Annotated in this window: 17 protein-coding genes and 2 pseudogenes; 3 read left to right on the top strand and 16 right to left on the bottom strand. The window is 60.1% G+C overall.

From position 1 onward, the window contains the following. Positions 1–34 precede the first annotated feature (34 nt). From IVB54_RS40785 to IVB54_RS40770, 4 genes are all read right to left on the bottom strand, one after another. Positions 35–1,369 carry an NtaA/DmoA family FMN-dependent monooxygenase gene (locus IVB54_RS40785; protein WP_247478068.1) on the bottom strand — a complete coding sequence of 445 codons (1,335 nt, stop codon included), beginning with the start codon at positions 1,367–1,369 and terminating at the stop codon, positions 35–37. A 1,176-nt stretch (positions 1,370–2,545) separates the two neighbouring features. After that, positions 2,546–2,833, bottom strand: coding sequence for a hypothetical protein (locus IVB54_RS40780; protein WP_247369516.1), 288 nt, complete (start codon positions 2,831–2,833; stop codon positions 2,546–2,548). Between the two features lie 379 nt (positions 2,834–3,212). Next, complete coding sequence (locus tag IVB54_RS40775) at positions 3,213–3,605, bottom strand: tautomerase family protein (RefSeq protein WP_247369519.1); 393 nt, start codon at positions 3,603–3,605, stop codon at positions 3,213–3,215. Between the two features lie 165 nt (positions 3,606–3,770). Further along, the gene (locus IVB54_RS40770) at positions 3,771–5,453 is read right to left on the bottom strand and encodes a methyl-accepting chemotaxis protein (protein WP_247369521.1); all 1,683 of its coding nucleotides are present in this window, start codon (positions 5,451–5,453) and stop codon (positions 3,771–3,773) included. 325 nt (positions 5,454–5,778) lie between these two features. On the opposite strand from IVB54_RS40770, the gene IVB54_RS40765 reads away from it, so the two are divergent. After that, positions 5,779–6,642 carry a LysR family transcriptional regulator gene (locus IVB54_RS40765; RefSeq protein WP_247369523.1) on the top strand — a complete coding sequence of 288 codons (864 nt, stop codon included), beginning with the start codon at positions 5,779–5,781 and terminating at the stop codon, positions 6,640–6,642. A 15-nt stretch (positions 6,643–6,657) separates the two neighbouring features. Here IVB54_RS40765 and IVB54_RS40760 read toward each other — a convergent pair whose 3' ends face one another. From IVB54_RS40760 to IVB54_RS40725, 8 genes and pseudogenes are all read right to left on the bottom strand, one after another. Next, positions 6,658–7,710, bottom strand: coding sequence for a phenylacetaldoxime dehydratase family protein (locus IVB54_RS40760; protein ID WP_018458442.1), 1,053 nt, complete (start codon positions 7,708–7,710; stop codon positions 6,658–6,660). 15 nt (positions 7,711–7,725) lie between these two features. Next, positions 7,726–8,463, bottom strand: a complete 738-nt coding sequence (locus IVB54_RS40755) for an ABC transporter ATP-binding protein (protein ID WP_247285561.1) — start codon at positions 8,461–8,463, stop codon at positions 7,726–7,728. Further along, on the bottom strand, positions 8,460–9,239 hold the full coding sequence (locus IVB54_RS40750) for an ABC transporter ATP-binding protein (RefSeq protein ID WP_247478065.1): 780 nt from the start codon (positions 9,237–9,239) through the stop codon (positions 8,460–8,462). The genes IVB54_RS40755 and IVB54_RS40750 overlap by 4 nt, the downstream gene beginning before the upstream one ends. A 288-nt stretch (positions 9,240–9,527) precedes the next feature. Next, positions 9,528–10,124, bottom strand: a pseudogene (locus IVB54_RS40745) (branched-chain amino acid ABC transporter permease); the annotation flags it as partial. 313 nt (positions 10,125–10,437) lie between these two features. Next, positions 10,438–11,357: pseudogene (locus IVB54_RS40740) on the bottom strand (branched-chain amino acid ABC transporter permease). A 38-nt stretch (positions 11,358–11,395) separates the two neighbouring features. Then, positions 11,396–12,562 carry a branched-chain amino acid ABC transporter substrate-binding protein gene (locus tag IVB54_RS40735; protein WP_247478064.1) on the bottom strand — a complete coding sequence of 389 codons (1,167 nt, stop codon included), beginning with the start codon at positions 12,560–12,562 and terminating at the stop codon, positions 11,396–11,398. Positions 12,563–12,954: 392 nt separating this feature from the next. Beyond that, positions 12,955–14,310 (bottom strand): MFS transporter, encoded by a 1,356-nt coding sequence (locus IVB54_RS40730; RefSeq protein ID WP_247777609.1) that lies wholly within the window; start codon positions 14,308–14,310, stop codon positions 12,955–12,957. Between the two features lie 103 nt (positions 14,311–14,413). Continuing rightward, positions 14,414–15,403, bottom strand: a complete 990-nt coding sequence (locus tag IVB54_RS40725; RefSeq protein ID WP_247478060.1) for a nitronate monooxygenase — start codon at positions 15,401–15,403, stop codon at positions 14,414–14,416. A 114-nt stretch (positions 15,404–15,517) separates the two neighbouring features. Here IVB54_RS40725 and IVB54_RS40720 point away from each other — a divergent pair, with 114 nt between their 5' ends. Further along, positions 15,518–16,465: a LysR family transcriptional regulator gene (locus tag IVB54_RS40720; protein WP_247403142.1), complete on the top strand. Its 948-nt coding sequence runs from the start codon at positions 15,518–15,520 to the stop codon at positions 16,463–16,465. Here the strand turns inward: IVB54_RS40720 and IVB54_RS40715 are convergent. Next, positions 16,431–17,318 (bottom strand): LysR family transcriptional regulator, encoded by an 888-nt coding sequence (locus IVB54_RS40715; RefSeq protein WP_247478058.1) that lies wholly within the window; start codon positions 17,316–17,318, stop codon positions 16,431–16,433. The genes IVB54_RS40720 and IVB54_RS40715 overlap by 35 nt on opposite strands. Positions 17,319–17,424: 106 nt before the next feature. Between IVB54_RS40715 and IVB54_RS40710 the strand changes: the two genes are divergently transcribed. Beyond that, positions 17,425–18,924, top strand: a complete 1,500-nt coding sequence (locus IVB54_RS40710; RefSeq protein ID WP_247478056.1) for a CoA-acylating methylmalonate-semialdehyde dehydrogenase — start codon at positions 17,425–17,427, stop codon at positions 18,922–18,924. A gap of 210 nt (positions 18,925–19,134) precedes the next feature. Here IVB54_RS40710 and IVB54_RS40705 read toward each other — a convergent pair whose 3' ends face one another. The 3 genes from IVB54_RS40705 to IVB54_RS40695 all read right to left on the bottom strand — a co-directional run bounded on the left by IVB54_RS40705 (position 19,135) and on the right by IVB54_RS40695 (position 22,385). Beyond that, entirely contained in the window at positions 19,135–20,121 is a 987-nt protein-coding gene (locus tag IVB54_RS40705) for a pyridoxamine 5'-phosphate oxidase family protein (RefSeq protein ID WP_247478053.1), read from the bottom strand. Positions 20,122–20,148: 27 nt separating this feature from the next. Further along, on the bottom strand, positions 20,149–20,760 hold the full coding sequence (locus IVB54_RS40700; RefSeq protein ID WP_247478050.1) for a glutathione S-transferase: 612 nt from the start codon (positions 20,758–20,760) through the stop codon (positions 20,149–20,151). Between the two features lie 548 nt (positions 20,761–21,308). Further along, a complete protein-coding gene (locus IVB54_RS40695; RefSeq protein ID WP_247478048.1) occupies positions 21,309–22,385 on the bottom strand; it encodes a carbon-nitrogen hydrolase family protein in 1,077 nt (358 codons plus the stop codon). Positions 22,386–22,414 lie beyond the last annotated feature (29 nt).

Raw genomic sequence — 22,414 nt, 5'->3', positions numbered from 1 at the left:
CTACTGATAGTGAAACCGCGAGGCAGACGGGCGATCAGGCCGTCGCCCGCTCTTGCGACGGAACGCCCCCTGGGAGCGCAAGGCCAAAACGGTCACGCAAGCTTTCTTCCCGATACTCGGTGCGAAACAGTCCGCGGCGCTGCAGTATTGGAACGACATGATCGATGAAGGCGGGCGCACCATCCTCCAACACATCTGGGATGATGTTGAAGCCATCAACTGCGCCGGCGCGGTACCATGCCTCGATCGAATCGGCGATCTGTTCCGGTGCGCCCGCGATCACGCGATGGCCGAAACCTTGAACGCTGCTTATGATCTCCCTAACTGTCCGGCCTTGGCGTGCCAAGCTTTCGATGGTGCGGTGATGACCGACCGAAAATGGGACATCATTTGGATCGGGCAGCAGTTCCTCGGGAATGGGTTTGTCAAGGCTGAGCTTTTCGGGCGCCACATTGATGCCTCGCGCCAAAGCGACAAGCGCGCCGGGCAGATCGAGTAATTCGTCGATCGCTCTCTTGCGGCGATACGCCTCCTCTTCCGTGCCGCCAACGAAGGTGACCAGGCCCGGCAGTATGATCGGCGCCGTCCGCCGGCCGAGTTGATGCGACAGCGCACGCAGGCGTCCGGCCTCGCGCAGCGCTGTCTCCAGGTCGCCTGCAGCAGCGAACACCAGATCGGCGCTGCGCGCGGCAAGCCGCAATCCGTCGTCCGAGCCTCCCGCTTGAACAATGATCGGGTGCACTTGTCGCGAACCGGGGTGCGTGAGCGGACCGCGGACGCTAAAGATATTGGTGTTGGGGTCGAGCAGTCGAAAGTGGGGATTGGCGTAGATTCCAGATGTCTGATCCCCGACGATTGTTCCATCTCCCCAGCTCAGCCATAGCCCACGGACCGTTTCGACGAAGTCTTCGGCGCGCTTGTAGCGCTCCTCGCGACCGAGCTCGCGCCCACCGAAATTGCCGACCGTCGCGGGGCTGGAGGTCGTGACAGCATTCCAGGCGGCGCGGCCGCCGCTAATGACATCAAGTGATTGGAAACGACGCGCCAGGTTGTACGGCTCATTGTACGTCGTCGACGCGGTTGCAATCAGTCCGATGTGTTTCGTCTCACGTGCGATTACCGTGAGAACAAGCGTAGGTTCAAGCCCGTTGAGTGGCGGTCGGCGGGTAATATCCCAAGATATTGCCGGGGTATCTGCAAGAAACACCGCGTCGAGCAAGCCGCGCTCGGCCACCTTCGCTGCCCGAAGATAATGCTCGATGTCAAAGAAAGCGCTCGGATTGGTGCTCGGCCAACGCCATGCTGCGGCGTGTCCGCCCGCGCCGTGAAGATTAAGCCCAAGATGAAGCGTTCGGATTGCAGAAGACATGAATTCTCCAGGCGCGGGATGGCATGCGCAGTTCAAGGGGTGTGTTGGCTCGGCTACGCTATCTGGCTGCTTCTTGCGCGCTCGCGCAGAGAACGAGCGGCATCCGAGGACGCGGAGAGGCCGCCGGTCGAGATTAGCGGATCAGGTGAAGCAACCCGCGCGCTCAAGGAGCCCGAACACTTGACCAAGCGCGAACCAGCTGGACCTCTGACGAATTCGCTCGAGCGACGGTCGGCCGGGGGACATTGTGTATTGTACTTGCCCGAAACTCTGCTGGTGAGCCTTACAATGCGTGCAACTCGCGCGATGACCAAAGCCGCTGTCATGACAACTCCACGGCCGACACCAGCGGCCTTCGATCGCGAGAGAATCAAGCGACGGGACATCAAACGCAATAGTTGCGTATTTCAATCTGCTACCGCGCGCTGGCATACTCTTCTACGACAGCCTCGTCGTCTTCGAGCTTGCAGGATTTGTGCGCGTGCAGTCTGGTTGTCGCAGTTTCTGAGCGCGATCCCAAAGTCACGCCGAGGCGAGTGATTGCAAATCTGATGTGTCTCTTGGAGCATCGTCGTTCGGGGCGCGCGCTCGGTGTCAGCGACGGGGGTCCTCGAGTATCCCTCGATAGGATAGAAGAACTTTCAGGCCGATCGGCGACGGACACAGCCCCACCGCTTGCCGGGCACCCTCGTTGCGCGCGGGCAGCGCTCTCAGCCCAGCACCGCCAGCATGAGTTTTAGTGGCCTCGCGTGCCTCTGTGGTGTGACTGTCAAAGCGTGTCAAGCTCATCGGTTAGTGATCGACTTGGGCGCGCGAGATCAAGCTTCTTGAGCAAGTGTCTTTGCCTCCTGGCCAAGCCTGCGCTCGCATGTCTCGCGATACCGGACCGATCCAGCGGGAGCTGAGATAAGGCGCTCCGCGAACCCAGCAGCGACGCCGCTGCGGGCTGGTCGACAGTTCTCGGCTCGGCGCTTTACTTGTCGATTGCCGCGGGCTGCCGACGTCACATAGTTGCCAACGTTGCTCACGACCTTTCTGATCGAGGCAGGATGCTGACGACTTCGCCGGAGATGCCGTCGGCTCAGCCACCTGGGTTGCGCTGCGCTTCTGGGACACCGACCTGACTGATCCACCGCTGCTGTTCATTCGTAAGCAGCTCCTGACGGGTAATGGTATTTAAAGCCCGCTCGAAGCGAACTTGTCGCGTGCATCCTGAATAGAATGCGACAGATCCCGCGACAGCTCGATGATCGGTCCAGCTGCGGACGCACCATCAAGGTCGCGCACAATGGCCCCGATGCAGCAATTGGTTGCTTCCAGCACCGCTAATGAGACCGACATTTCTGCGGGGGTGCGAACCCGAGCAAAATCGAATTGCGCCAGAGGGGCACCTAATCCGCGAAGGTGTTCAGCGGCGGAATTGTACGCCTGCCAACCTGGTTTTGGGAAAGCAAGGAGGGTCATTGCAACGGTCTCTGCTGCGCGACTGAATGAAGGGATCGTAGAAGCGATAGTCTGTAACCAATTGAGGCTACGGTTCTTGTCGAATGTCTAGAGCCCGCCGCGGCATTGAAGTGAGATCGTATTGACCTGATGCGGCTCAAGAACGTAGCCCCGCTTGTGCGGGCAAAAAAAGTCCGCGACCAGAGCGTTAGAGAAATCGTGTTGGCCTTCTGGGGAAGGAAATCCGCAGCCAAGCGGCAATTCCGGCCCCGAGTCGCTTATGTCAGTCGAACGGGACAACGCGTTTCCGTTTATGGGCGAGGCAGGCGTCTCTGCTCGGTGCGGGCGGGCGGACGGGTTCCGTTCCCTGCAATAACACTGAGGCAAACTTGCTCCAGGCCTAGTGTAACTCGCCGGTGACGAACTGCGCTCGTCCCATGCCGAATGACCAATCCTCATCCGCATTGATCACGAAACTTATCATGAGGTCAGTTGACGCTACTCCACAGGACGACGACAGCCTCTCGGCGAGGACGCGGTAAAACTCCAATTTGGACGCCTTGTCGCGCGGTCGGCTCGTCAACTGCAGCATGACCAATTTATCGGTCCGATTGATATCAAGACCTGTGTCAAGCGCGACGAGGCTGGATTTGGGGTGCTGATGCACCACCTGATAGCGATCGCGGGGCGGCACGTGGAGCGTTTCGACCAGAACTTCGTGAGTGACATCCAAAAGCCGTTGGATCTCCGCGTCACTTCGTCCCTCGATCAAATCGAACCGCAAAAATGGCATGGCGATGCTCCTGGAGGCTCAACTAACAAAGCTGCGGCCGGCAACCAAGGTGGACCGAGCAATGAAAAGCTGCAATACTCGTTGTATGTTTTCTCTGCCGAGATCGACATCATCATTCAAGATGACGGTCATCTATTTTTAAGATGGACGACGGAGCACGCCAACTCACGCGGCCCGAACACTTGCCAGGAAGCGATCGACATCCGCTTTCAGCAAAGTGGACTGGTGGTTCAGCCCACCTGCAGCCGCAAGCACATCAGCCGCAGCCACCCCGGTCTGGGCAGACGCCTCGCTCACCCCGACGATGTTGCGCGATACGTCTTCGGTGCCTTGCGCGACCTGCTGGATGCTGCGTGCGATTTCGCGCGTCGCGACACCCTGTTGCTCCACGGCGGATGCAATCGCAATTGCGATCTCGTTGATCGAGGATATCGTGCCGCTCACGCCCTCGATTGCTTGGACAGCCTCGCTCATGGCGCCCCGCATGCCGTTGACTTGGGTCGAGATCTCCTCCGTTGCACGTGCGGTCTGCCCTGCGAGCGACTTCACCTCGCTTGCCACGACGGCAAACCCCCTTCCCGCCTCGCCGGCACGGGCGGCCTCAATGGTTGCATTTAGCGCCAGCAGGTTCGTCTGGCTTGCGATCGCAGTTATTAACTGAACCACGTCTCCGATCTTTGATGTCGCGGCTACAAGACCTTGAATTGTGATATTAGTCCGTTGCGCCTCTTCAACGGCGCCTCCGGCGACCTTGGTCGAACGCGCCACCTGATTGCCTATCTCGGCGATCGAGGCCGAGAGCTGCTCAGTGGCCGACGCGACCGACTGCACGCTTGAGCTGGCCTCTTCTGCAGCAGTCGCAACCACTCCGGACTGGCGGCTGGCAGATCTCGCCGTCTCCGACATGCCTTGGGACGTCGTCCTCATAGCGGAAGCCGAGTGAAAGAGGGCATCGAGTGACGTGCTTACACCTTGTGCGAACTCGTCGGCCAGCTTGCCCAGGAGGCCCCGTTTTTCCGTCTCGGCCATCAATTTCATCTCGTCCTGTTCCTGGCGAAGGCGAGCGGTCTCTATCATGGCGTCCTGAAACACTTTGACGGTCGTCGCCATCTCTCCCACTTCATCCGCACGCGAGAGCGCAGGAATCGCCGATCTTGTATCGCCACTGGCGAGCTTTCGCATCGCCCGCGTGAGACTGGCGATCGGCCGCGTGATACTGCGGCTGAGAAGAATTGACGTGGCCACGACAAGCGCAAGGGCTATAAGGATGAGAAGGCCAATGCGCTTTGCTTCTGCCATGAATATCGCGTCTACGTCGTCCAGATAGATGCCGCCCGCGACTGCCCAGTCATAGGGCTTGAACCCCACGACATAGGCGATCTTGGGAAGTGGGTCGCCGACGCCGGCACGGGGAAAGCTAAAGGCGACAAAGCCGGATCCGCCGGACTTCACAAGATCGACTTGCAGCCGGGAGAAAAAGACACCGTTGGCATCCGAGGTGTCCTTCATGCTCTTGTTCTGAAACTTGGGATTGGGATGCGCGACCAGTACGGAATCCATGTCGAGGGCATAGAAATAGTCGTCCTTGCCGAAACGCAATGATTGAAGCAGTTGCTTGCTCCGTTCCAAGGCCTGCGCATCGGAGAGCCCTGCCGCTCGGGATCCCTGGTAGTCCAATTCAAGCACCTGCTTCGCCAGCAGGACGAGCTGCTGAAGCTTGTCTTTTCGGTCCTCGAGCAGGCTGCTCTTGAGGGCCGACAAGCCGACCCCGGCCACGGATGCAATACCTAGAACAGAGAGAACCACCATCAACATCAGCCTGGAAGAAATCTTGAACTTGGCAAGCATGAAAAATCCTCAACACGCTGAGTCCGACCATCACTCCGCCTCATCTATCGCACATTGATAAAAATTGCCTTTAGCCCACAGGGCCACCTTGATATCAGGGCCAGTCGAACAAGGGCGCTGGGATGTGAGTTTATGCAAGCCTCGTTGCGATCACTGCGGTTCGCGGCGAACCATTACCAGTTGAGATGACGGTCATCTCGTCTCTAGATGACGACGCGCGCCGCATGGTTCCCCAATGCGTCTTTCACGCGGCCCACATTGGTCGTTAGGATGATTGTGACGACATTCAAAATGTTGCTGCTGCTGGCTTCAAGAGTGGACTGGAATGGATCTCTCCGATCTCAAAGTGTTCGAGACGGTTCTGCGTCTTGGAAGTATCAGCCGTGCGGCAACGCAGCTGTGTACTGCTCAATCCAAAGTCACAACTCGTATCCGAGTGCTTGAGGGCAAGCTTGGCATTTCACTCTTCGAGCGTCACGCACGGGGCGTAACGCCAACCCCGGCAGCCCGCAGGGTCCTCCCCTATGTCGCGAGGCTTTCAAAACTTGCCGCGGATGCCCGAGCTGCGGCACGGGATGATGGTGTGCCGAGGGGCACTCTGCTGATCGGAAGCCTCGAGACGACCACCGCGTTGCGATTGTCTCCGCTTCTGCCAAGGTTTGCCAGCGCCTGTCCCCACGTCCAGCTCACGATCACGACCGGAAACACTACACGCTTGTTGAATGACGTCCTCGAGTATCGTCTCGACGGCGCGTTTGTCGCGGGCCCGGTCGATCACCCGGACCTGCATCAACGGCCTTTCTTCCACGAGGAGCTCGTGCTGGTAACGACCCCTTCGGTCCGGACAAAGGACCTGGCTGCCATCGGGCCCTTGAAGATGATCGTCTTTCAGACCGGCTGCTCTTATCGCACCCGTCTGGAGACGATGCTGATGGAAATGGGGATCACTCTGTCCGAGCCGCAAGAGCTTGGTTCTCTCGACGCCATCATCAGTTGCGTCTCCGTCGGCCTTGGTGTCACCTTGATGCCGAGAGGTGTCATTGCAGCTGCCGCCCGGGACGGCAGGGTCGCTGCGCATGCGTTGCCGCCTTCCCGGACGGCCGTTGAGACGGTGTTCGTCTGGCGAAAGGATGTCTATGTATCGAGCGCGATGACAGCCCTGTTCGATCTGATCGAATTCTGGCCGTAACTCGAGCCGTCCAGCCTAGGACCGCCGCTCGCCTTCGAAGTAGTTCAATAGGCCCGTGCCTGGTGCGCAGTTGACATACTCGAAAAGCTGGTTGTTCTCCGGCAGCACGAAGACTTCATGCCAGGTTCTGAGCTGGTTCTTCGCGCCGAACTTGCGGTAACGGGCCATTGCGGCGCGGAAGATCGCCCCGTGCGACGGATGATGCTCAGCCCAGTTCTCCATGTGGCCGAGCGAGAGAAAATATCCGAGCGCATGAGTCTCGAGCTCGGGTGCCCCGCCGACATCGCATGTTTGCTGAAACCGCAGCGAGCAGCAACCCGTTGCCTCAGGACTTTCGCGCAAGAAGTCCATTCCGCGTTCGAGGGGAGCTCGCAGGTCGCGCATGTAATCTTCGGTTTGGTCGGCATCGCAGCGCCCCCAAAAGGCCGCCGACCGAATCACCGTGAGGTTCCGGGGCGTAGCGATCCGCCACCGATTGGACCTGGTCTCGCGCGGCGTCGCGGATGGGAGCTCAGGCAGCGCCGACGGCAAGGGATCGACCGCCGCGAGTGGGATCCGGTCGCGCATCGCGCCGTAGTAGCCGCAATACGGTGTCGGGTAGAGCGCCACTTCGTTAGAGCGACTCATTCCGGCTGGATAATCGTTCCAATACAGCGTCTCAAGGCGTTCAATCGGAACGGTCAAGCTCTCACGGAAGTAGCCCGTTGCCTCCGAACACCTCGCCGAATCGTTCCACCAATTTGCCACGCGACTATCTTCGAGCCAATCATCACGACGGGTCCGGTCAACCCAATAGCTCGCAACCACATGCGTATAGAGGCCGTTGTGATCGACGAACCACGCATGATCGTGCACGTGCGGGCCGTTCGGCAGGCTGACGGCTTCGGACATCCACCGTATGAAGCCGGACTTGTAGACGGCTTCCGCGTTCGGTCCCTGGATGCCGTGAAATGCAACACACAAGGCGTCGCATTTGCGTGGGAAACCGACGGACCAACGCTGAACCACCGGCTCGAAACCTTTCGGCTTACGCAGCGGATTGATCCGCTCCAACACCTGAAAATTCATAGCGAGCTCCGTTCCCTAGTGGATTCCAAAATATGCCTTGTGAAGCTCGGAATTCTCTTTCAAGAGTTCAGCGCTTCCTTTGGCGACAACGAGTCCTTGTGCCAGCACGTAGCCGTAATCGGCCACGTCGAGCGTTTGACGCACGTTCTGCTCGATCAGCAGAACCGAAAGCCCGGCTGTCTTCAGTTGTCGGACTATTCCGAAAACCTCCGAGACAAATAACGGCGACAGTCCGAGCGAGGGCTCGTCGAAGATCACGAGTTCCGGATCGGCCATCAGCCCTCGCGCGATGGAGAGCATCGACCGCTCACCGCCGGACAGTGTTCCCGCGAGCTGGCTTCGCCGCTCCTTCAGACGCGGGAACACCTCGAACATCTCCTCCATCCGGGCCGCAACGCGCCTGTCGTCACGCATGATCAATCCGCCCACCTTGAGGTTATCAAGGACGCTCATGCGCGGCATCACGCGATTGCCTTCCGGGACCGTCGCGATCCCGAGGGCCGCGATCTTGTGGGTAGGCATGTTTGTAGTCGCTACGTGCCCAAAGCGAACCTCGCCTTTCCGGATCCGGGTCAACCCGAGGATGGCCCGGATCAACGTGCTTTTGCCGGCGCCGTTGGCCCCCAGGATGGCCGTTACCGTACCGGGCCTGACCTCGATGGTCACGTTCTTCAGAACGTCAGCGCGATCGTAGCCGGCGTTGATCGCATTGGCCGACAACGTCCGCGCCGCGGTTCGTCGCACGCTGATCATTGCCCTATCCCGAGATAAGCTGCCTGCACTTCGGGGTCGGCTATCAACCCGTCAAAACTGCCTTCGAAGACTTTTCGGCCGAAATTGAGCACGATGCAGCGATTGGAGACACGCCGGATGACGTCCATTTCGTGCTCCACCAGGACCACGGCGAGGTCCGGCATCTCGGACCTGAATGCGAGGAGATCGTCCATGAGTTCGCGCGTCTCATCCGGGGTCATACCGGCGGAGGGCTCATCCAGCAACAGCAGGCGCGGCCTGCCGATCAGCGCCCGGCAGATCTCGATCCGCCGACGATCGATCATCGCGAAAGAGTTCACAGGCTGGAACAGCCGGTCGGCAATCGCGGCGTTGAAGCGGGACGCAATCTCCCTTGCGCGATTGACCGTCTCCCGCAGCTCTCTGCCCCACCGCGCGCGCCGAAACATATTTGTAAGGAGACCGAGATCGCAATGGCAGAGGGCTCCGACCGCAATATTGTCGAACACGCTCTGATCGAGCATCAGCCTCGATCGCTGAAAGGTTCGCGCGACACCGGCACGACCGATCATCTGGGGCGCACAGCCAAAGAGGTCGCGGCCATCGAGCCGGATCGTTCCCGCGTTCGGGTCGTAAAGTCCCGTGATGACGTTGAAGAATGTCGTCTTCCCCGATCCGTTGGGCCCGACCAGCCCGATCGTCTCGCCGCGGCCGATTTCGACGTCGAAACGGTCGAGCGCGACCAGCCCGCCGAATGTCTTGGTGAGACCGGCACAATGCAGCAGAGTGCTACTCATTTTGGCGCTCCGTCGATGAAGCGGGACAGGTCCCTCACCGGACGAGGCAGGATGCCGCCCGGGCGGAACAGCAAGATGACGAGCACGAGCAAGGCGAACAGCAACAGGCGGAATTCCTGGATCGACTGCAGTTTTTCCGGCACTTCCAGGATGATCAGCGCGGCTACGACGGAGCCCCACAAATTGCCGATTCCGCCCAGCACCACGATTGGAGAGCATCAGCAGGGAGTCCCCGAGGCCCGCGCCGTTGGGTGTCACGAACCCGTTCATCATCCCGTAGAGCGCTCCAGCCATGCCGATGATGGCGTTGCCGAGGACAAAGCCGACGACCTTCCACAGCCGGATCGACAGGCCGAACACCGCCGCGGCGGTCTCATCGCTGCGGACAACGTCCAGGGCGATGCCGACCCACGAGTTTTCCAGACGACGGACGAGGATGAATACGAGGCCGAACATGCAGACCGAGAGCGTTGCATAGGGCAGATAGAACGACACGCTCCATGGACCAATCTGTTTGAGCCGGGCGAAATCGAGCCCCATGATCGAGAAGCTTCCGATCTTCAGCCCCTGGGGCCCGCCGAGGACGTCGTTGACTTCGAGCCAGGTCCGCAGCAGCACGCCGAAGGCGATCGTCACGAGCGCGGCATAGTGCCCGCGCGTTCGCAGCACCGGCAGCAACAGCACGAGGCCCATTGCACCCGTCACAATCGCGCCGATCAACGGCGCAAATGTGCGCGGAACGGTGGTGTATGCAGTCACTAGGGCGGCCGTATATGATCCCACGACGAAGAAGGCCGCGCCTGCGAAGTTGGCGATGCCGGCGAATGCGAGCTGCAAGTTGAGAGCGATGCAGGCAGTCGAGAAGATTGCTACCGTTGACAACATGAGAAGCGCGTAGTGATCGGCGTGAAACAGGACAATCAGGATCAACGCACACAGCAATGCCATGCCATTGGCAACGCCTCGGTAGTCGCCGCAGGTGGCGGCAATCTCCCGGCCGATCTGCGTTCGATCGGACACTCCAAACGCCAGAACGAAGGCTGCGAGCAAGGCGAGAACGACGGGCTGGGATTCGGCGTGCATCATCACGCCGCCGCCGGAAAACAGGAGCGCCACCACGGCTGCGACGAGGGCGCGCGGATGACGACGAATCCGTGGGACGGAGAGCGAGGGAGCCGGGCTTGAAAGGCTGCTCATGTCACACCCGTTCGCTGCGCTGTTCTGCAATGATTCCTGTCGGGAACAACGCAATCAGGATGATGATGACGGCAAAGGCCACCACATCGCGATAAGCGCTCGAGATCGGCATCGCCACCACAACCAGCGTCTGCACGCCGGCGAATAGAAATCCCCCGATGATCGGCCCGATCAGGCTTCCAAGACCGCCCACCACAGCCGAGGCGAATCCGATAATGCCGAGCAGAACGCCCATGTTGAAGCTGATCTCGCGGTAATACAGCCCGAGCATGCAGCCGGCAAAGGCGGCGAGCCCGATCCCAATGCGAAGGTCCCCAGCACCACGCGCTGCTGGTCGATGCCTGCAAGGCGTGCAACCTCGTCATCCTGGGCCACGGCGCGGATCGAGAGCCCGAACCGGGTGCGGGTCACGAACAGATGCGTTCCCACCACCAACAGCAGTCCGGCACATACGATGATCACACTATCGATACCCACACTGAAGGAACCGGCATTGATCATGCCACTCGGCAACAGAGCCGGAAACGGCTTCGGGTTGCCCCCGTTGGGCACGCCAAGCCGGATGGCCTCGCGTAGCACGGTGCCGGCCATTAAGGTCGCGAGCAGCACATTGATGCTGGGGGCGCCGCGCAAGGGGATCACAAGAATCCTCCCGATCACGATGCCCGCGAGCGCCCCGGCGCCGACCGCAGCCGCCAAACCGGTGAGCAAGGCCAGCGCAGGGGGCAGCGCAAAGAGAGCTCCCGAAACGCCGGCGGCTCCCAAGGCTGAAAAACTTCCGAGCGTCACGACGTCACCATGCGAGAACTTGATGACGTCGAGCACCCCAAAGAACAGCGAAAATCCAACGGCGATCATTGAGTAGATCACCCCCAGCATGAGGCCGTTGAACAGCTGCTGCGCTACGATCCCGATGTCCATCAATGTCTCCGCACGCTAGGGCGTCGCATGACGTCTGGTCAATTGAGGCGGAGTTTTCGTTTGCTGGCGGCATATTCGCTATCCGGCCAATAGACCCATTTACCATCCTGGGCGACATAGACGTTGGCCCTCAGAATGTTCTGCCTGTGGTCGTCGAAATTGATCTCGCCGACCAGCGACTTGTATGCCTTGGTCGTATTGAGCAGGTCCCTGACCTTGGCGCGGTCGGGGCCAACCTTCTCGATCGCATCCATGATCAGAGTGGCGGCGGAGTAGGCGAAGGGGCCATAGGCGTCCGGGTCTTCGCGAAAGCCCGCCTTGGCGTATGCGTCGAGAAACGCTTGACCCTGCTCATATTTGGTGATGGGAGCACCGTTGTGGAAGGAAATCGTTCCTTCCGCCGCGGCACCTGCGCCTTCCAGGAAGCCTGCGTTCATGATGCCAGAGACGCCCGCAAGCTGAGCGGTGACACCGACCCGATCCATTTGAGCCCGCAATCGGACGCCGAGCGGCGTCAGGCCGCCCACCATGATCAGATCTGGCTTCAGCTCCTTGATCTTGGTGAGCTCAGCCGTGAAGTCCTGCTGATCCGGGCTGACCGGAAAAATCGCGACGATCTCGCCGCCGGCCAATTTGAGATATTCGCTGAAATATTTGTTCTGTCCCTTGCCGTAGTCGGTGGTGTCGTGAACGACAACGTATTTCAGGAAACCCTGCTTGGTGAGGAACTCCGCTGCGAGCTTGCCTTCATTGATCATCGTCCCGTTGACGCGATGAATTTCGTGGTAGTCGTTGCCATAGGTGATCTCGGGCAGGATGGCGCCCCACACCACGACCGGCAATCCGAACCGGGCATAGGTATCAACCGTCGCGATGCCTACGGCAGAGCAATAGTGGGTCACACCGGCGATGATGCTACGATCCGATGCGGCCTTGGTTGCGACCTGGATGCCGATATTCGGCTTGCATTCGTCGTCCAAGGTGACGAGCTCGAAAATGTACTTTGCCGATGGGTCGGCGTTTCTCAATTGCACGGCCAACTGCGTGGAATTGCGGCCCCCGATACCGGGAGCTGAATTCCCGCCCGACAATGGTCCAATAAACGCAAGCTTTACGGTCTCCTTGGCCAAGACCGGAACTGTTCCGGTCGCCACCGCGACCAGCGCGCCGCATGTCAGCAGCAACAATTTGTTTATCAGCTTCATTGGCAATGCCCTCCCCTGCTCGGAAAAACTGTATCCATCGCGCACGAGCGAGACAGTGCGAATCTTCGCAAATGGGCGTGCGCGAACGGAGCACGAGCAGGTGGACCGGCGATGATCGCCTACAATCGAGACAGATTGCTGCTGCTTTGGGCAACGGATTGCCTTCGACGAGGCGGATGCGGACGCAAAAAAAACACCCCGTTGCAATCGGCAACGGGGTGACTGGGTCGCAGGACATCTGCGACAAGTCGAGGGAGGTAGTCTTCGTAATCACGACAGCCAGGGGCTCATCGCAGACGTCGAATAAATCCTTCATACCATCGCCACGGCAAATTCCCGCGGGGCGTTCGTGCAAAGGGTCTTGCACGAACACCTTGATGGCAATTGGCGGCTCATGCGATCTGGCGGCTGGCTGCCGGTGTGTTGCCGAATTCACTGGAAAGGTCGACTGCGACAGTCTTAGGCAGGCAGAGGACATTAACCGCCGCGGTCATCAGTGCGATCGCGATGGGATAGATCAGGCCGGCGTAGATGTTGCCGGTGTAGCTGACGAGCGAGAGGCTGATCAGCGGAACGAAGCCGCCGAATATCCCGGTGCCGATGTGATAGGGAAGCGACAGCGAAGTATATCGCAGCCGCGCCGGAAAGAGCTCGACGAGAAATGCGGCATTCGGCCCGCAGACCAGCGCTACGAAGATGAGTTGCGCCAGGATTAGCGCGGTGACGACCACGTAATTGTGCGCAGCCGTGGCGCTTGCAATCCCCATGTAGATGGGGACGTAGAGCGCGGCGGCGAGCAGCAGGCCGGCGACAATCAGCGGGCGGCGTCCGATGCGGTCTGACAGGGCCCCGCTCACGACGATCAGGGGCGTGCCAAGGGCTAGAGCAACGGCGACGCAGACATTTGCCGTCAGGAAGTCCACCTTGAGAACGCTCTGCAGGAAATACAGCGCATAGAATTGTCCAGTGTACCACACGCATCCCAGACCCGCCGTCGCGCCGAAGAGAGCATAGAGCGCATAACCCAACCCTTGTCTCGTCCCAAAACTTTCGCGAACCGGCGCGCGCGAGACCTTGCCGGCCTGGCGCATCTGCTCGAAAACCGGCGACTCGCTCAGCTTCAGACGAAGATAGATCGAAAACACGACGAGAAGTGCAGACAGTAAGAACGGGATACGCCAGCCCCAAGCACGGAAAGCTTCCTCCCCGAGCGATAGCCGACACGCCAGCACGACCAGAATTGCAACGAAGAAGCCCAAGGTGGCTGTGGTCTGGATAAAACTGGTGAAGAAGCCTCGACGGTTTACCGGTGCATGCTCAGCCACATAGATGGCAGCGCCACCGTACTCGCCGCCGATGGCCAAGCCCTGTACCAAACGGAGCAAGACCAACGCGACAGGTGCAGCAAAGCCGATATTTTCATATGTCGGCAAAAGGCCGACCGCGGTGGTCGAAATCCCCATTAAGATAAGTGTCAGCAGAAACGTGTGCTTGCGTCCCAATCGGTCGCCAAGACTGCCGAACAGGATGGCACCGAACGGCCGGATGACGAATCCGGTCGCAAAGGTCGCAACACTGATCAAGACGGCGGCGGTGGGATCATTGGCGGGGTAAAAAAGGGTCGAAAAGAACACGGCAAGGCTTCCATAGAGATAGAAGTCATACCATTCGATAACCGTGCCTGCACTTGAGGCAAGCACCACCGTCCAGATGCTCAGGTTCGGGGCGTCCGCTTTAGGTTCGCTCATCATATCTCTCCATGGGCCTTGTTGGGCACGTGTTTTCCCGGGCGCGTGCGCCGCAGCGCACGCGCCTTTTCCACCCGGCAATACATAGAAAGTTGCGGACCCGTTAGGCCGCGATAGAAGTTCGCGTCGGCGCATAGCGCGCAAGACATGCGCTTGCTTCTGCCGAAATTCGCTTCACCAGCTCACCGGCGGGTGGAATGTCGTTGATGAGACCGATTGCTTCTCCGACCGTGACATTGGCCGTATCGTAGTCGCCGGAGACCCACGCCTTCTCGACGCGCTGCAGCTCGGCTTCTTGCAGTGTGCGCAGCTCGTCTTCCCGGCCATGCCACCTTTCGATGAAGCCGTTCTTCATCAGGCGTCCGGTGTACTCCGAGGGCCAAGCCTTTTTGCGGACAACGTCGTAGACACGTGTCCGGATCGTTTCATCGCCGGTGGCTGCCAGCACCTTTTCCTTAGCGTTGCGATGAATGACCGATTCTTGCGTGGCCCAAAACCGCGATCCGATCAAAGCACCGTCGGCACCTAGCATTAGCGCGGCGGCGAGACCGCGTCCGTCAGCAATGCCTCCGGCGGCAAGAAGGAGAACGCGCGGCGCTCGTTGCGCGATCATATCGGCGACTGCAGGAACGAACGGCATCGTCGAGCGCGCCGTGAGTCCGTGGCCGCCGGCCTCCGTACCCTGTGCGATGATAACGTCCGCGCCGACGTCGATCGCCCGCTGGGCATGCTCGAGCGTATGCACCTGACAGATCAGGGGGATGCCGGCCTGCTTCACTTTCGGGGCATATGGCGCAGGATCCGAGAACGACAGCATGATCGCTTTCTTGTGCCGCTCCAGAGCGAGATCGAGCAGACCCGGATCGTTCGCCAGCGCCCAGGTGATGAATCCACAGCCGACGTCCGGGCGGCTCACCTTTGCGGACTGTTCTTCGAACCAGGCGCGGTTGGCATAGCCGCCGCCAATAAGGCCGAGAGCACCTGCCGCGGAAACCGCGGAGGCCAGCTCGCCGCCGGAGGCCGGATCCATCGGCGCCAGCACGATCGGGTGCTCGAGCCCAAAAAATTCGGTCAGTCTCGTCTTGATAGCCATGTCTCTTGCTCTCCTAGGCTTATGCCCGTCTCGGATACTGGGAAGCTAGATTGGCTGTTGACAACATAAAAGTGATTATTATTGATCAGAGTCATCATTCCGGGAGATGACCACATGGACAGCACGGATCTGAATTTCTTTTCCGCGGTCGCCACGGCCGGCGGAATCGGCCGCGCCGCCCACAATCTCCACACCGTGCAATCGAACGTGACCCAGCGAATTCGAGCGCTGGAGAACCAGCTCGGTGTCCGACTTTTTGATCGGTCCAAGAAAGGCGTTACGCTCACCTCCATGGGCAACAGGCTGCTTCCTTACGCCAAGCGCATCAGCGATCTGTTGGCCGAGGCGCATTGCGCAGTGAAGGACGAGGCGTGGCCGGGCGGGGAGCTGCGCATTGGATCAATGGAGACGACGGCGGCGTTGCGCCTACCACCGTTGCTCACCCATTACGGCATCGCTTATCCCGATGTTGACGTCCAAATCGAGACAGGCCCGACCGCAGCGCTGGTCGACTGCGTATTGTCTCGGAAGCTTGACGGAGCTTTTGTCTCTGCACCGGTCACGCACGGTGAACTGACCTGCACACCGATCGTGGAGGAGGAGCTGGTGCTGATCACGCCGCCGATGGTGACGTCCCCCCAACACCTCGGCAAATTCCTGGCTTCGGGAAGCGGCCGGAAGGTGATCGTGTTTCGTGCCGGTTGCTCCTATCGACAGCGTCTGTCCGAATATCTTGCGCATCGTGGTTTCGTCGACCTGCGCTGGATGGAAATGGGAACGCTCGACGGAATCATCGGTTGTGTGGCGGCTTCGGTCGGGCTGTCATTGGTGCCGCGCGTCGTCGCTGATTCTGCCGAACGACAGGGCTTGATCCGCCTGCATTCGCTGCCGAACGGGACCGGCAGGGCCACCACGGTGTTCGTTCACCGCAAGGACGCATTCGTGTCCTCCGCTCTGCGGGCGTTCATGGAATGCGCCGGATCGGGAACGAACCAAACAGCTCCGCCCGAGCAACCGGCAGTGGCGCTCAAGCAGCCTCGAAAGACGGCCTCGCCGCCTTGACTGATGCCACGATAAAGCGATGCACTTCTGCAACCCGCCGCGTTTCGTGCGTATCGGGATGCGACGTCAACCAGTAATTCCGCACGAAACGAATGTCGGGAAGCAGACGCTGCAATTCGGGATAGCGCTGGGCCACGTAATCATGAAGGATTCCGACGCCGTGTCCACCACGAACGGCCTCCATCTGCGCAACGACGCTACCGCATTCATAGCGTCGCGACATGAGCCGGCCGAGCACTGAGGCATAGTCCAATGCCCTGCTGTAGACGAAATCCTCGACCTGGGTGACGAACAGGCGGCCGGCAAGATCGGCCTGCGTCTTGATGGGACCCTCGCGCGCGAGATAAGCATCAGCAGCATAGACACTGAGCGTGTAGTCGGTGAGTTTGGACAGGATCAGCTTACCCTGCTTGGGCCGGTCCAGCGTGATCGCAACGTCGGCCTCGCGCCTTGACAGGGAGAATGTGCGCGGAAGCGGCACGAGTTGAATGACAAGGCCCGGGTGCTTCGCGGCCAGCGCGCCCAGCCGATCGGCCAGGAAGTAGTTGCCAAGCCCGTCCGGTGCCCCTACGCGCACGGTTCCGGTGAGGGCCTCGGCGGCGCCTCCAATGCTCGATCCCACTTTGAGGAATTCGCTCTCTGCGCGCTCGGCAGCCGCGACGAGCGCCTCGCCCGCCGCCGTCAGCGCGCAGCCTGTAGTGTGTCGTTCGAGCAGTTTGGCATTCAAGCTACTCTCCAGCGCGGTCAGTTGCCGGGCGACCGTTGCATGGTTCAGCCGTAGGCTTTTCGAGGCCTTCAGAATCTGGCCGGCACGCGCCACTTCTAGGAATATCCGAACGCGCTCCCAATCCATTGACTACACTTTCTGCACAACGGAGCCGCGAATTCGGCCGTTGATGCCGCATTTTTATGCGCTGCATATCTGGCTCGATCAAGCATCATGTTAGGGAGAGCAGCCAATGCCCGTGACTATTCCGAACTTCATCAATGGCGAGCTGGTGCCGAGCCGGGGCCCTCGCACCGCGCCGGTTTACAATCCCGCGACCGGCGAGCAATCGGCAACGCTCGGACTTGCCACGACGCAAGACGTGCGGTCGGCCGCTGCAGCCGCCCGCAAGGCCTTCCCGGGCTGGGCGAACACACCGCCACTGCGCCGTGCTCGTATTCTCAACCGTTTCCTGCGGATCATGGAGGATCGAATCGATGAACTTGCCCAAGTGATCACCGCCGAACACGGCAAGGTGCTTTCGGACGCGAAGGGCGAGATCCAACGCGGCATGGAGGTGGTGGAGTTCGCGACCGGCGCGCCGCAACTGCTCAAGGGAGAGATCACCGAGAATGTCGGGACCCGTGTCGACAGCCACTCGCTGCGTCAACCGCTCGGGGTGGTCGCTGGCATCACGCCATTCAATTTCCCGGCAATGGTCCCGATGTGGATGTTCCCGGTTGCGCTGGCCTGCGGCAATACGTTTATCCTCAAGCCGTCGGAGCGCGATCCCTCGGCCTCGCTCGTGCTTGCGCAGTGGCTGAAGGAGGCCGGGCTGCCCGACGGCGTGTTCAACGTCGTGCATGGCGACAAGGAAGCGGTGGATGCCATCCTAACGGATCCCGATATCGTGGCGGTCAGCTTCGTCGGCTCGACGCCGATTGCGCGATACATCTATGAGACGGCGACCAGCCACGGCAAGCGCTGCCAGGCGCTGGGCGGCGCCAAGAACCACATGATCGTGATGCCTGACGCCGACATGGACCAGGCCGTCGACGCTCTCATGGGCGCGGCTTATGGCTCCGCCGGCGAGCGCTGCATGGCGATCTCGGTAGCCGTTCCGATCGGAGACACCACCGCCGATCGTCTGATCGAAAAGCTGGCGCCCAAGGTCCGCGCGCTTAACATTGGTCCCGGTACTGACCCCGAGGCCGAGATGGGCCCGCTGGTGACGAAGCAGCACCTCGACAAAGTCCGAGGCTATATTGATGCCGGCGTTGACGAAGGCGCGAAGCTGATTGTGGACGGGCGCGATTTCCATCGCCAGGGCTACGAGAAGGGCTACTTCATCGGCGGCAGCCTGTTTGATCGCGCGACCACGGACATGAAGATCTATCGCGAAGAGATCTTCGGACCGGTGCTCGTGGTGGCCCGGGCCAAGTCTTATGACGACGCGGCCGACATGATCAACCAGCACGAGTTCGGCAACGGCACCGCAATCTTTACCAGGGATGGCGATGCGGCGCGTGAGTTTGCGCATCAGATCCAGGTCGGCATGGTGGGCATCAACGTACCGATCCCGGTGCCGATGGCATTCCATTCGTTCGGCGGATGGAAAGCCTCTCTGTTCGGCGACCATCACATGCATGGCCCCGAGGGCGTTCGCTTTTATACCAAGCTGAAAACGATCACGACCCGTTGGCCGACCGGCATCCGGGCCGGCGCCGAGTTCGTGATGCCGACGATGTCCTGATCTTCTCCGAATGGAAGGCCGTGGCAGCCCCACGGCCTTCTCAACCCGCCAGTTGGCCCGGCCCCCAAATGGTGAACTCTGGCAGTCGCGCCAGAGAGCTGAATTCGGCCGATCAATCCGTGAATATCGCTGGGCCGGGATCAGATTGGCCCTGTCGATCTCCATCGGCCGCTCGAGGCTGTCATGCTCGCTCTCATCAGCTCCATTGGGTCACTGGGAACGCTCACCTCTCGGCCAAGCTCCCGTGGTGAGCGCCCTCGGAGAATATTCGACCACTTCTCCGATGAGAGGGATCGCCGCAGCACGCACTCTCCGGCCGGCCGTGACATGAAGCCGCCAGGCGCGCTCGGCGCCCTTGAAGCCCTGAATCGGCGGATCATTCCAGAGCAACTCGATCGTCCCGTGCAGAATTAGGACATCGCCGACGACAAAGTCGACAAAAAGCAGTCCCGCCCTGGGATTGGACATAAAATTCCCAAGCGTGTTGAAAAAAGAATTACCCGCAAAGTCCGGAACGGTGATCTGGTTATCCGCCACGTGAATGAAGCCTGGCTTACCGCCGCGGTGAGAAATATCGCAATCGAACGATGATCCGTCATCTGAAGCCGCACATGAGGCGACGAAGAAGGTCGCCGAGTGGCGGATCAGCTCTCGTGCCGCATCGTCCAAGACGGCGAACGCCTCGACCTCGCCGGGACCGAGTTGCTCCGGCGCAGCGGATGGTGCCGCGCTGATATGGCGCGTGTGGATGTATTGAGGGCAATTGCCAAAGCTCTGCACGACCGCCACCTCGAAACTTGTCTGGTCGAGGGTGATCAGCGTTCCGTTCATGCGGTTTCGCCGACGATTGGTCAGGTCTATGCCCAGCACGCCCAAGCTGGCGCCCACGGAAAGATTCGTTCCGAGCAGGTCGAAGGTTTTCGGTAACGCTTCGATGCGCAGCCGTCCTGGATCCGGTGAAGAGACGAATCCGCGCGGGCCAAACTGGACCGAAGGGATCGGCCAGCCCGCTCGGTCCGACGAGCCGACAAGGAGGTATTCGAGTCCTGCGAAGAATTCACGGTGCTGATCCGGCATCCATGTGCGGATGGAGGTTTTCCCGCGCTCGCTCATTCTGTCGGCCACGCCGACGCGTCGCTGCACGTCGATCTCGCCCTGGTGAAAAGGAGACGAGCTCCGTTCGGAAAGGCTGGTCATGACCGCACCTCGAAGAAGATTTGCCGATCAGCTCGCAGGCGCGCTTGGCATCCGCTGAAAATTCGGAAGTGCTTCCAGCCGCCCCAGCCAGGCGACAATGTTCGGGTAGGAGGACAGTTCAATGCCTCCCTCCGGAGCGGCCCGTGTGTAGCTGTAGCAAGCGAGATCAGCCACGGTGGGATGGGTTGCCGCGAGAAACTCGTGCTTCGCAAGATGACCATCCATCACGCTGAACAGACTGCTGGCGATCTCGGCCGCTTGCCGGCCATCGACGGGCAAGTTGAACACCTTGCCCAGCCGAGCTGTCGCTGGTCCATATGCGAGCTGTCCGGCTGCCACGGACAGCCAACGTTGCACGGCAGCCGCACTGACGGGATCTTCCGGAAGCCACGTCTCGGTAGTGTCGTAGCGCTTGGCCAGATAGATCAGGATTGCATTGGAATCGGCAACGACGGCGCCGTCATCATCGATGACAGGTATCTGCCCGAACGGGTTCATCGCGAGATAGGCCGGCGTCTTTCGCTCGGCAGGGGGCGTCGGGATCAACTCGTAGGGAAGCGAGAGAAGGCCGAGCAAGAGCTCGACCCGGTGGCTGTGTCCGGACAATTTGCCGCCATAGAGCTTGATCGTAGCTGACATTCCCAATTCGCTTTCGCTATTCAAACGATGTCTCGGTACTTATCATTTCCCATTCGGGCGATAATCGAATGTTCCTTCAATTTACCATTGCGGTTTTCGCAACGATCCAGACGAGCAGAATGACTGGCCGCCTTTTTTCCCTCTGAACTCGCGCAACACGTTCTTCTGAACCTCTCCGATCGTATTCCGGGCAGCTCGCTCACGCAGAAATCGTTGTTCGGCAGGTTGTATGGAACCAGCCGTCCTTCAGCACCGCCACGCCATCCCTTTCCCCTGCAGCTCCTCCTGCCGTCGGGACGGCGGCCGCGACAACTCGCTCGCCGAAATCGATGTGGCAGTCCGACGACGGCGCTTTCGAGCACATCTGGAATGCGGTCGATCTCGAGTTCGAACTCCTTCGGATGAACGTTGTAACCGCCCGAAATGATCCCATCCTTCGCGCGCCGACCTTCAAAGGGAGCCGACGGCGGAACGCACGAGTTCTGTCGGTCACTGCTCCAACAGCTCGCTGAGAACGCGCTTCATCTCGGCCCCCCTTGATGGATCACTCAGTCCGCAACTGCCCGCTCAAGCTCGGCCACTCTGGGTCTGACCGTCTCCTGCTGCGAGGACTGGACCGGCCGTTCGTCCCCCTCGCCTGTCTCCATGTCGATAAAAACGGCCGGCTCGCGCTGCGAACGGTCAATCGTCAGCGAAAACACATCGAAACGATTATAGTAGCCTACGACATCGTGAAATTGCTTCGGTTCGACGCATTGCGCGACGTCAATATCGGCATATGCGATGCCTTCGCTGTCTGAGAGGACGTCGCTGATAATCTGCCCTGTTGGATCGAGGATCATCGATACAGCATGCGGTGTGCCCTCGATCACATCCAGCATGGCGGGGTTAGCCTGTCCGAGCGCGTCCTTCATACCTACGTCCATGCAGGCGGACGAAACGATGTTGAAGCATTTGGCTTCAAACGAATGAGCTCCAGCCCGGATCTCGATGGCCCTGCGTAGGTCATAGCCCCCCTTCTCCTTGGAGGGACGCGTCGGCCAGATCGGCGGGTAGGTCGAAATATGAACTTGCTCGCCCTGCGCCATCAATGAATAGCGGGCAAGTGGATTCGTATTCTCACCACAAATCAGCATGCCAATGCGGCCGATGGAGGTCTGCGCGACGCGCAACCCACGCGCGTCTCCGGCAGCCCAGATCAGCTTCTCGTAAAAGGTCGGAACGAGCTTGCGATGATGATTCAGGATCGATCCATCTTGGCCGATCAAAAGATTGGAGTTCCAGATACAGCCAAGGCTGGCAACCGTCCCTTCCGTAAAACCGATAGAGACCACGACGTTGTGGCGCTTGGCCGCCATCCTGACCTTTGTCAATTCCGCGCTGTCGAGCCGCAATGCCTGGGCCGACAACGCTCTGAAGAAATCATGAGACATGATCGGCGCCTGCAGCGCCGCCCACACGGGAAAGCCGGGAATGAACGATTCCGGGAAAGCAACCAGCGAGGCACCGTTGCGTGCCGCCTCGGCAACGAGGTCGCAGGCCTTGTCTGCACTTTTGGCCGCGTCGAGGAAAACTGAAGATGTGTGGCACGCGGCAGCTTTGAAGCGCGGCAAATTCGACGGCATTTGAGACGATCCTCTCGGTTTCTGGCACC

This window comes from Bradyrhizobium sp. CW1, from assembly GCF_023100665.1.
GTDB lineage: Bacteria > Pseudomonadota > Alphaproteobacteria > Rhizobiales > Xanthobacteraceae > Bradyrhizobium > Bradyrhizobium canariense_D.
Note: the sequence above shows the minus strand (reverse complement) of the source record. Positions and strands in the feature narration are given on the sequence as shown.

Bases quoted from the DNA above. Each gene is read 5' to 3' on its own strand.
- IVB54_RS40785 (WP_247478068.1), bottom strand. From the start codon at position 1,369: ATGTCTTCTGCAATCCGAACGCTTCATCTTGGGCTTAATCTTCACGGC.
- IVB54_RS40780 (WP_247369516.1), bottom strand. From the start codon at position 2,833: ATGACCCTCCTTGCTTTCCCAAAACCAGGTTGGCAGGCGTACAATTCC.
- IVB54_RS40775 (WP_247369519.1), bottom strand. From the start codon at position 3,605: ATGCCATTTTTGCGGTTCGATTTGATCGAGGGACGAAGTGACGCGGAG.
- IVB54_RS40770 (WP_247369521.1), bottom strand. From the start codon at position 5,453: ATGCTTGCCAAGTTCAAGATTTCTTCCAGGCTGATGTTGATGGTGGTT.
- IVB54_RS40765 (WP_247369523.1), top strand. From the start codon at position 5,779: ATGGATCTCTCCGATCTCAAAGTGTTCGAGACGGTTCTGCGTCTTGGA.
- IVB54_RS40760 (WP_018458442.1), bottom strand. From the start codon at position 7,710: ATGAATTTTCAGGTGTTGGAGCGGATCAATCCGCTGCGTAAGCCGAAA.
- IVB54_RS40755 (WP_247285561.1), bottom strand. From the start codon at position 8,463: ATGATCAGCGTGCGACGAACCGCGGCGCGGACGTTGTCGGCCAATGCG.
- IVB54_RS40750 (WP_247478065.1), bottom strand. From the start codon at position 9,239: ATGAGTAGCACTCTGCTGCATTGTGCCGGTCTCACCAAGACATTCGGC.
- IVB54_RS40735 (WP_247478064.1), bottom strand. From the start codon at position 12,562: ATGAAGCTGATAAACAAATTGTTGCTGCTGACATGCGGCGCGCTGGTC.
- IVB54_RS40730 (WP_247777609.1), bottom strand. From the start codon at position 14,310: ATGAGCGAACCTAAAGCGGACGCCCCGAACCTGAGCATCTGGACGGTG.
- IVB54_RS40725 (WP_247478060.1), bottom strand. From the start codon at position 15,403: ATGGCTATCAAGACGAGACTGACCGAATTTTTTGGGCTCGAGCACCCG.
- IVB54_RS40720 (WP_247403142.1), top strand. From the start codon at position 15,518: ATGGACAGCACGGATCTGAATTTCTTTTCCGCGGTCGCCACGGCCGGC.
- IVB54_RS40715 (WP_247478058.1), bottom strand. From the start codon at position 17,318: ATGGATTGGGAGCGCGTTCGGATATTCCTAGAAGTGGCGCGTGCCGGC.
- IVB54_RS40710 (WP_247478056.1), top strand. From the start codon at position 17,425: ATGCCCGTGACTATTCCGAACTTCATCAATGGCGAGCTGGTGCCGAGC.
- IVB54_RS40705 (WP_247478053.1), bottom strand. From the start codon at position 20,121: ATGACCAGCCTTTCCGAACGGAGCTCGTCTCCTTTTCACCAGGGCGAG.
- IVB54_RS40700 (WP_247478050.1), bottom strand. From the start codon at position 20,760: ATGTCAGCTACGATCAAGCTCTATGGCGGCAAATTGTCCGGACACAGC.
- IVB54_RS40695 (WP_247478048.1), bottom strand. From the start codon at position 22,385: ATGCCGTCGAATTTGCCGCGCTTCAAAGCTGCCGCGTGCCACACATCT.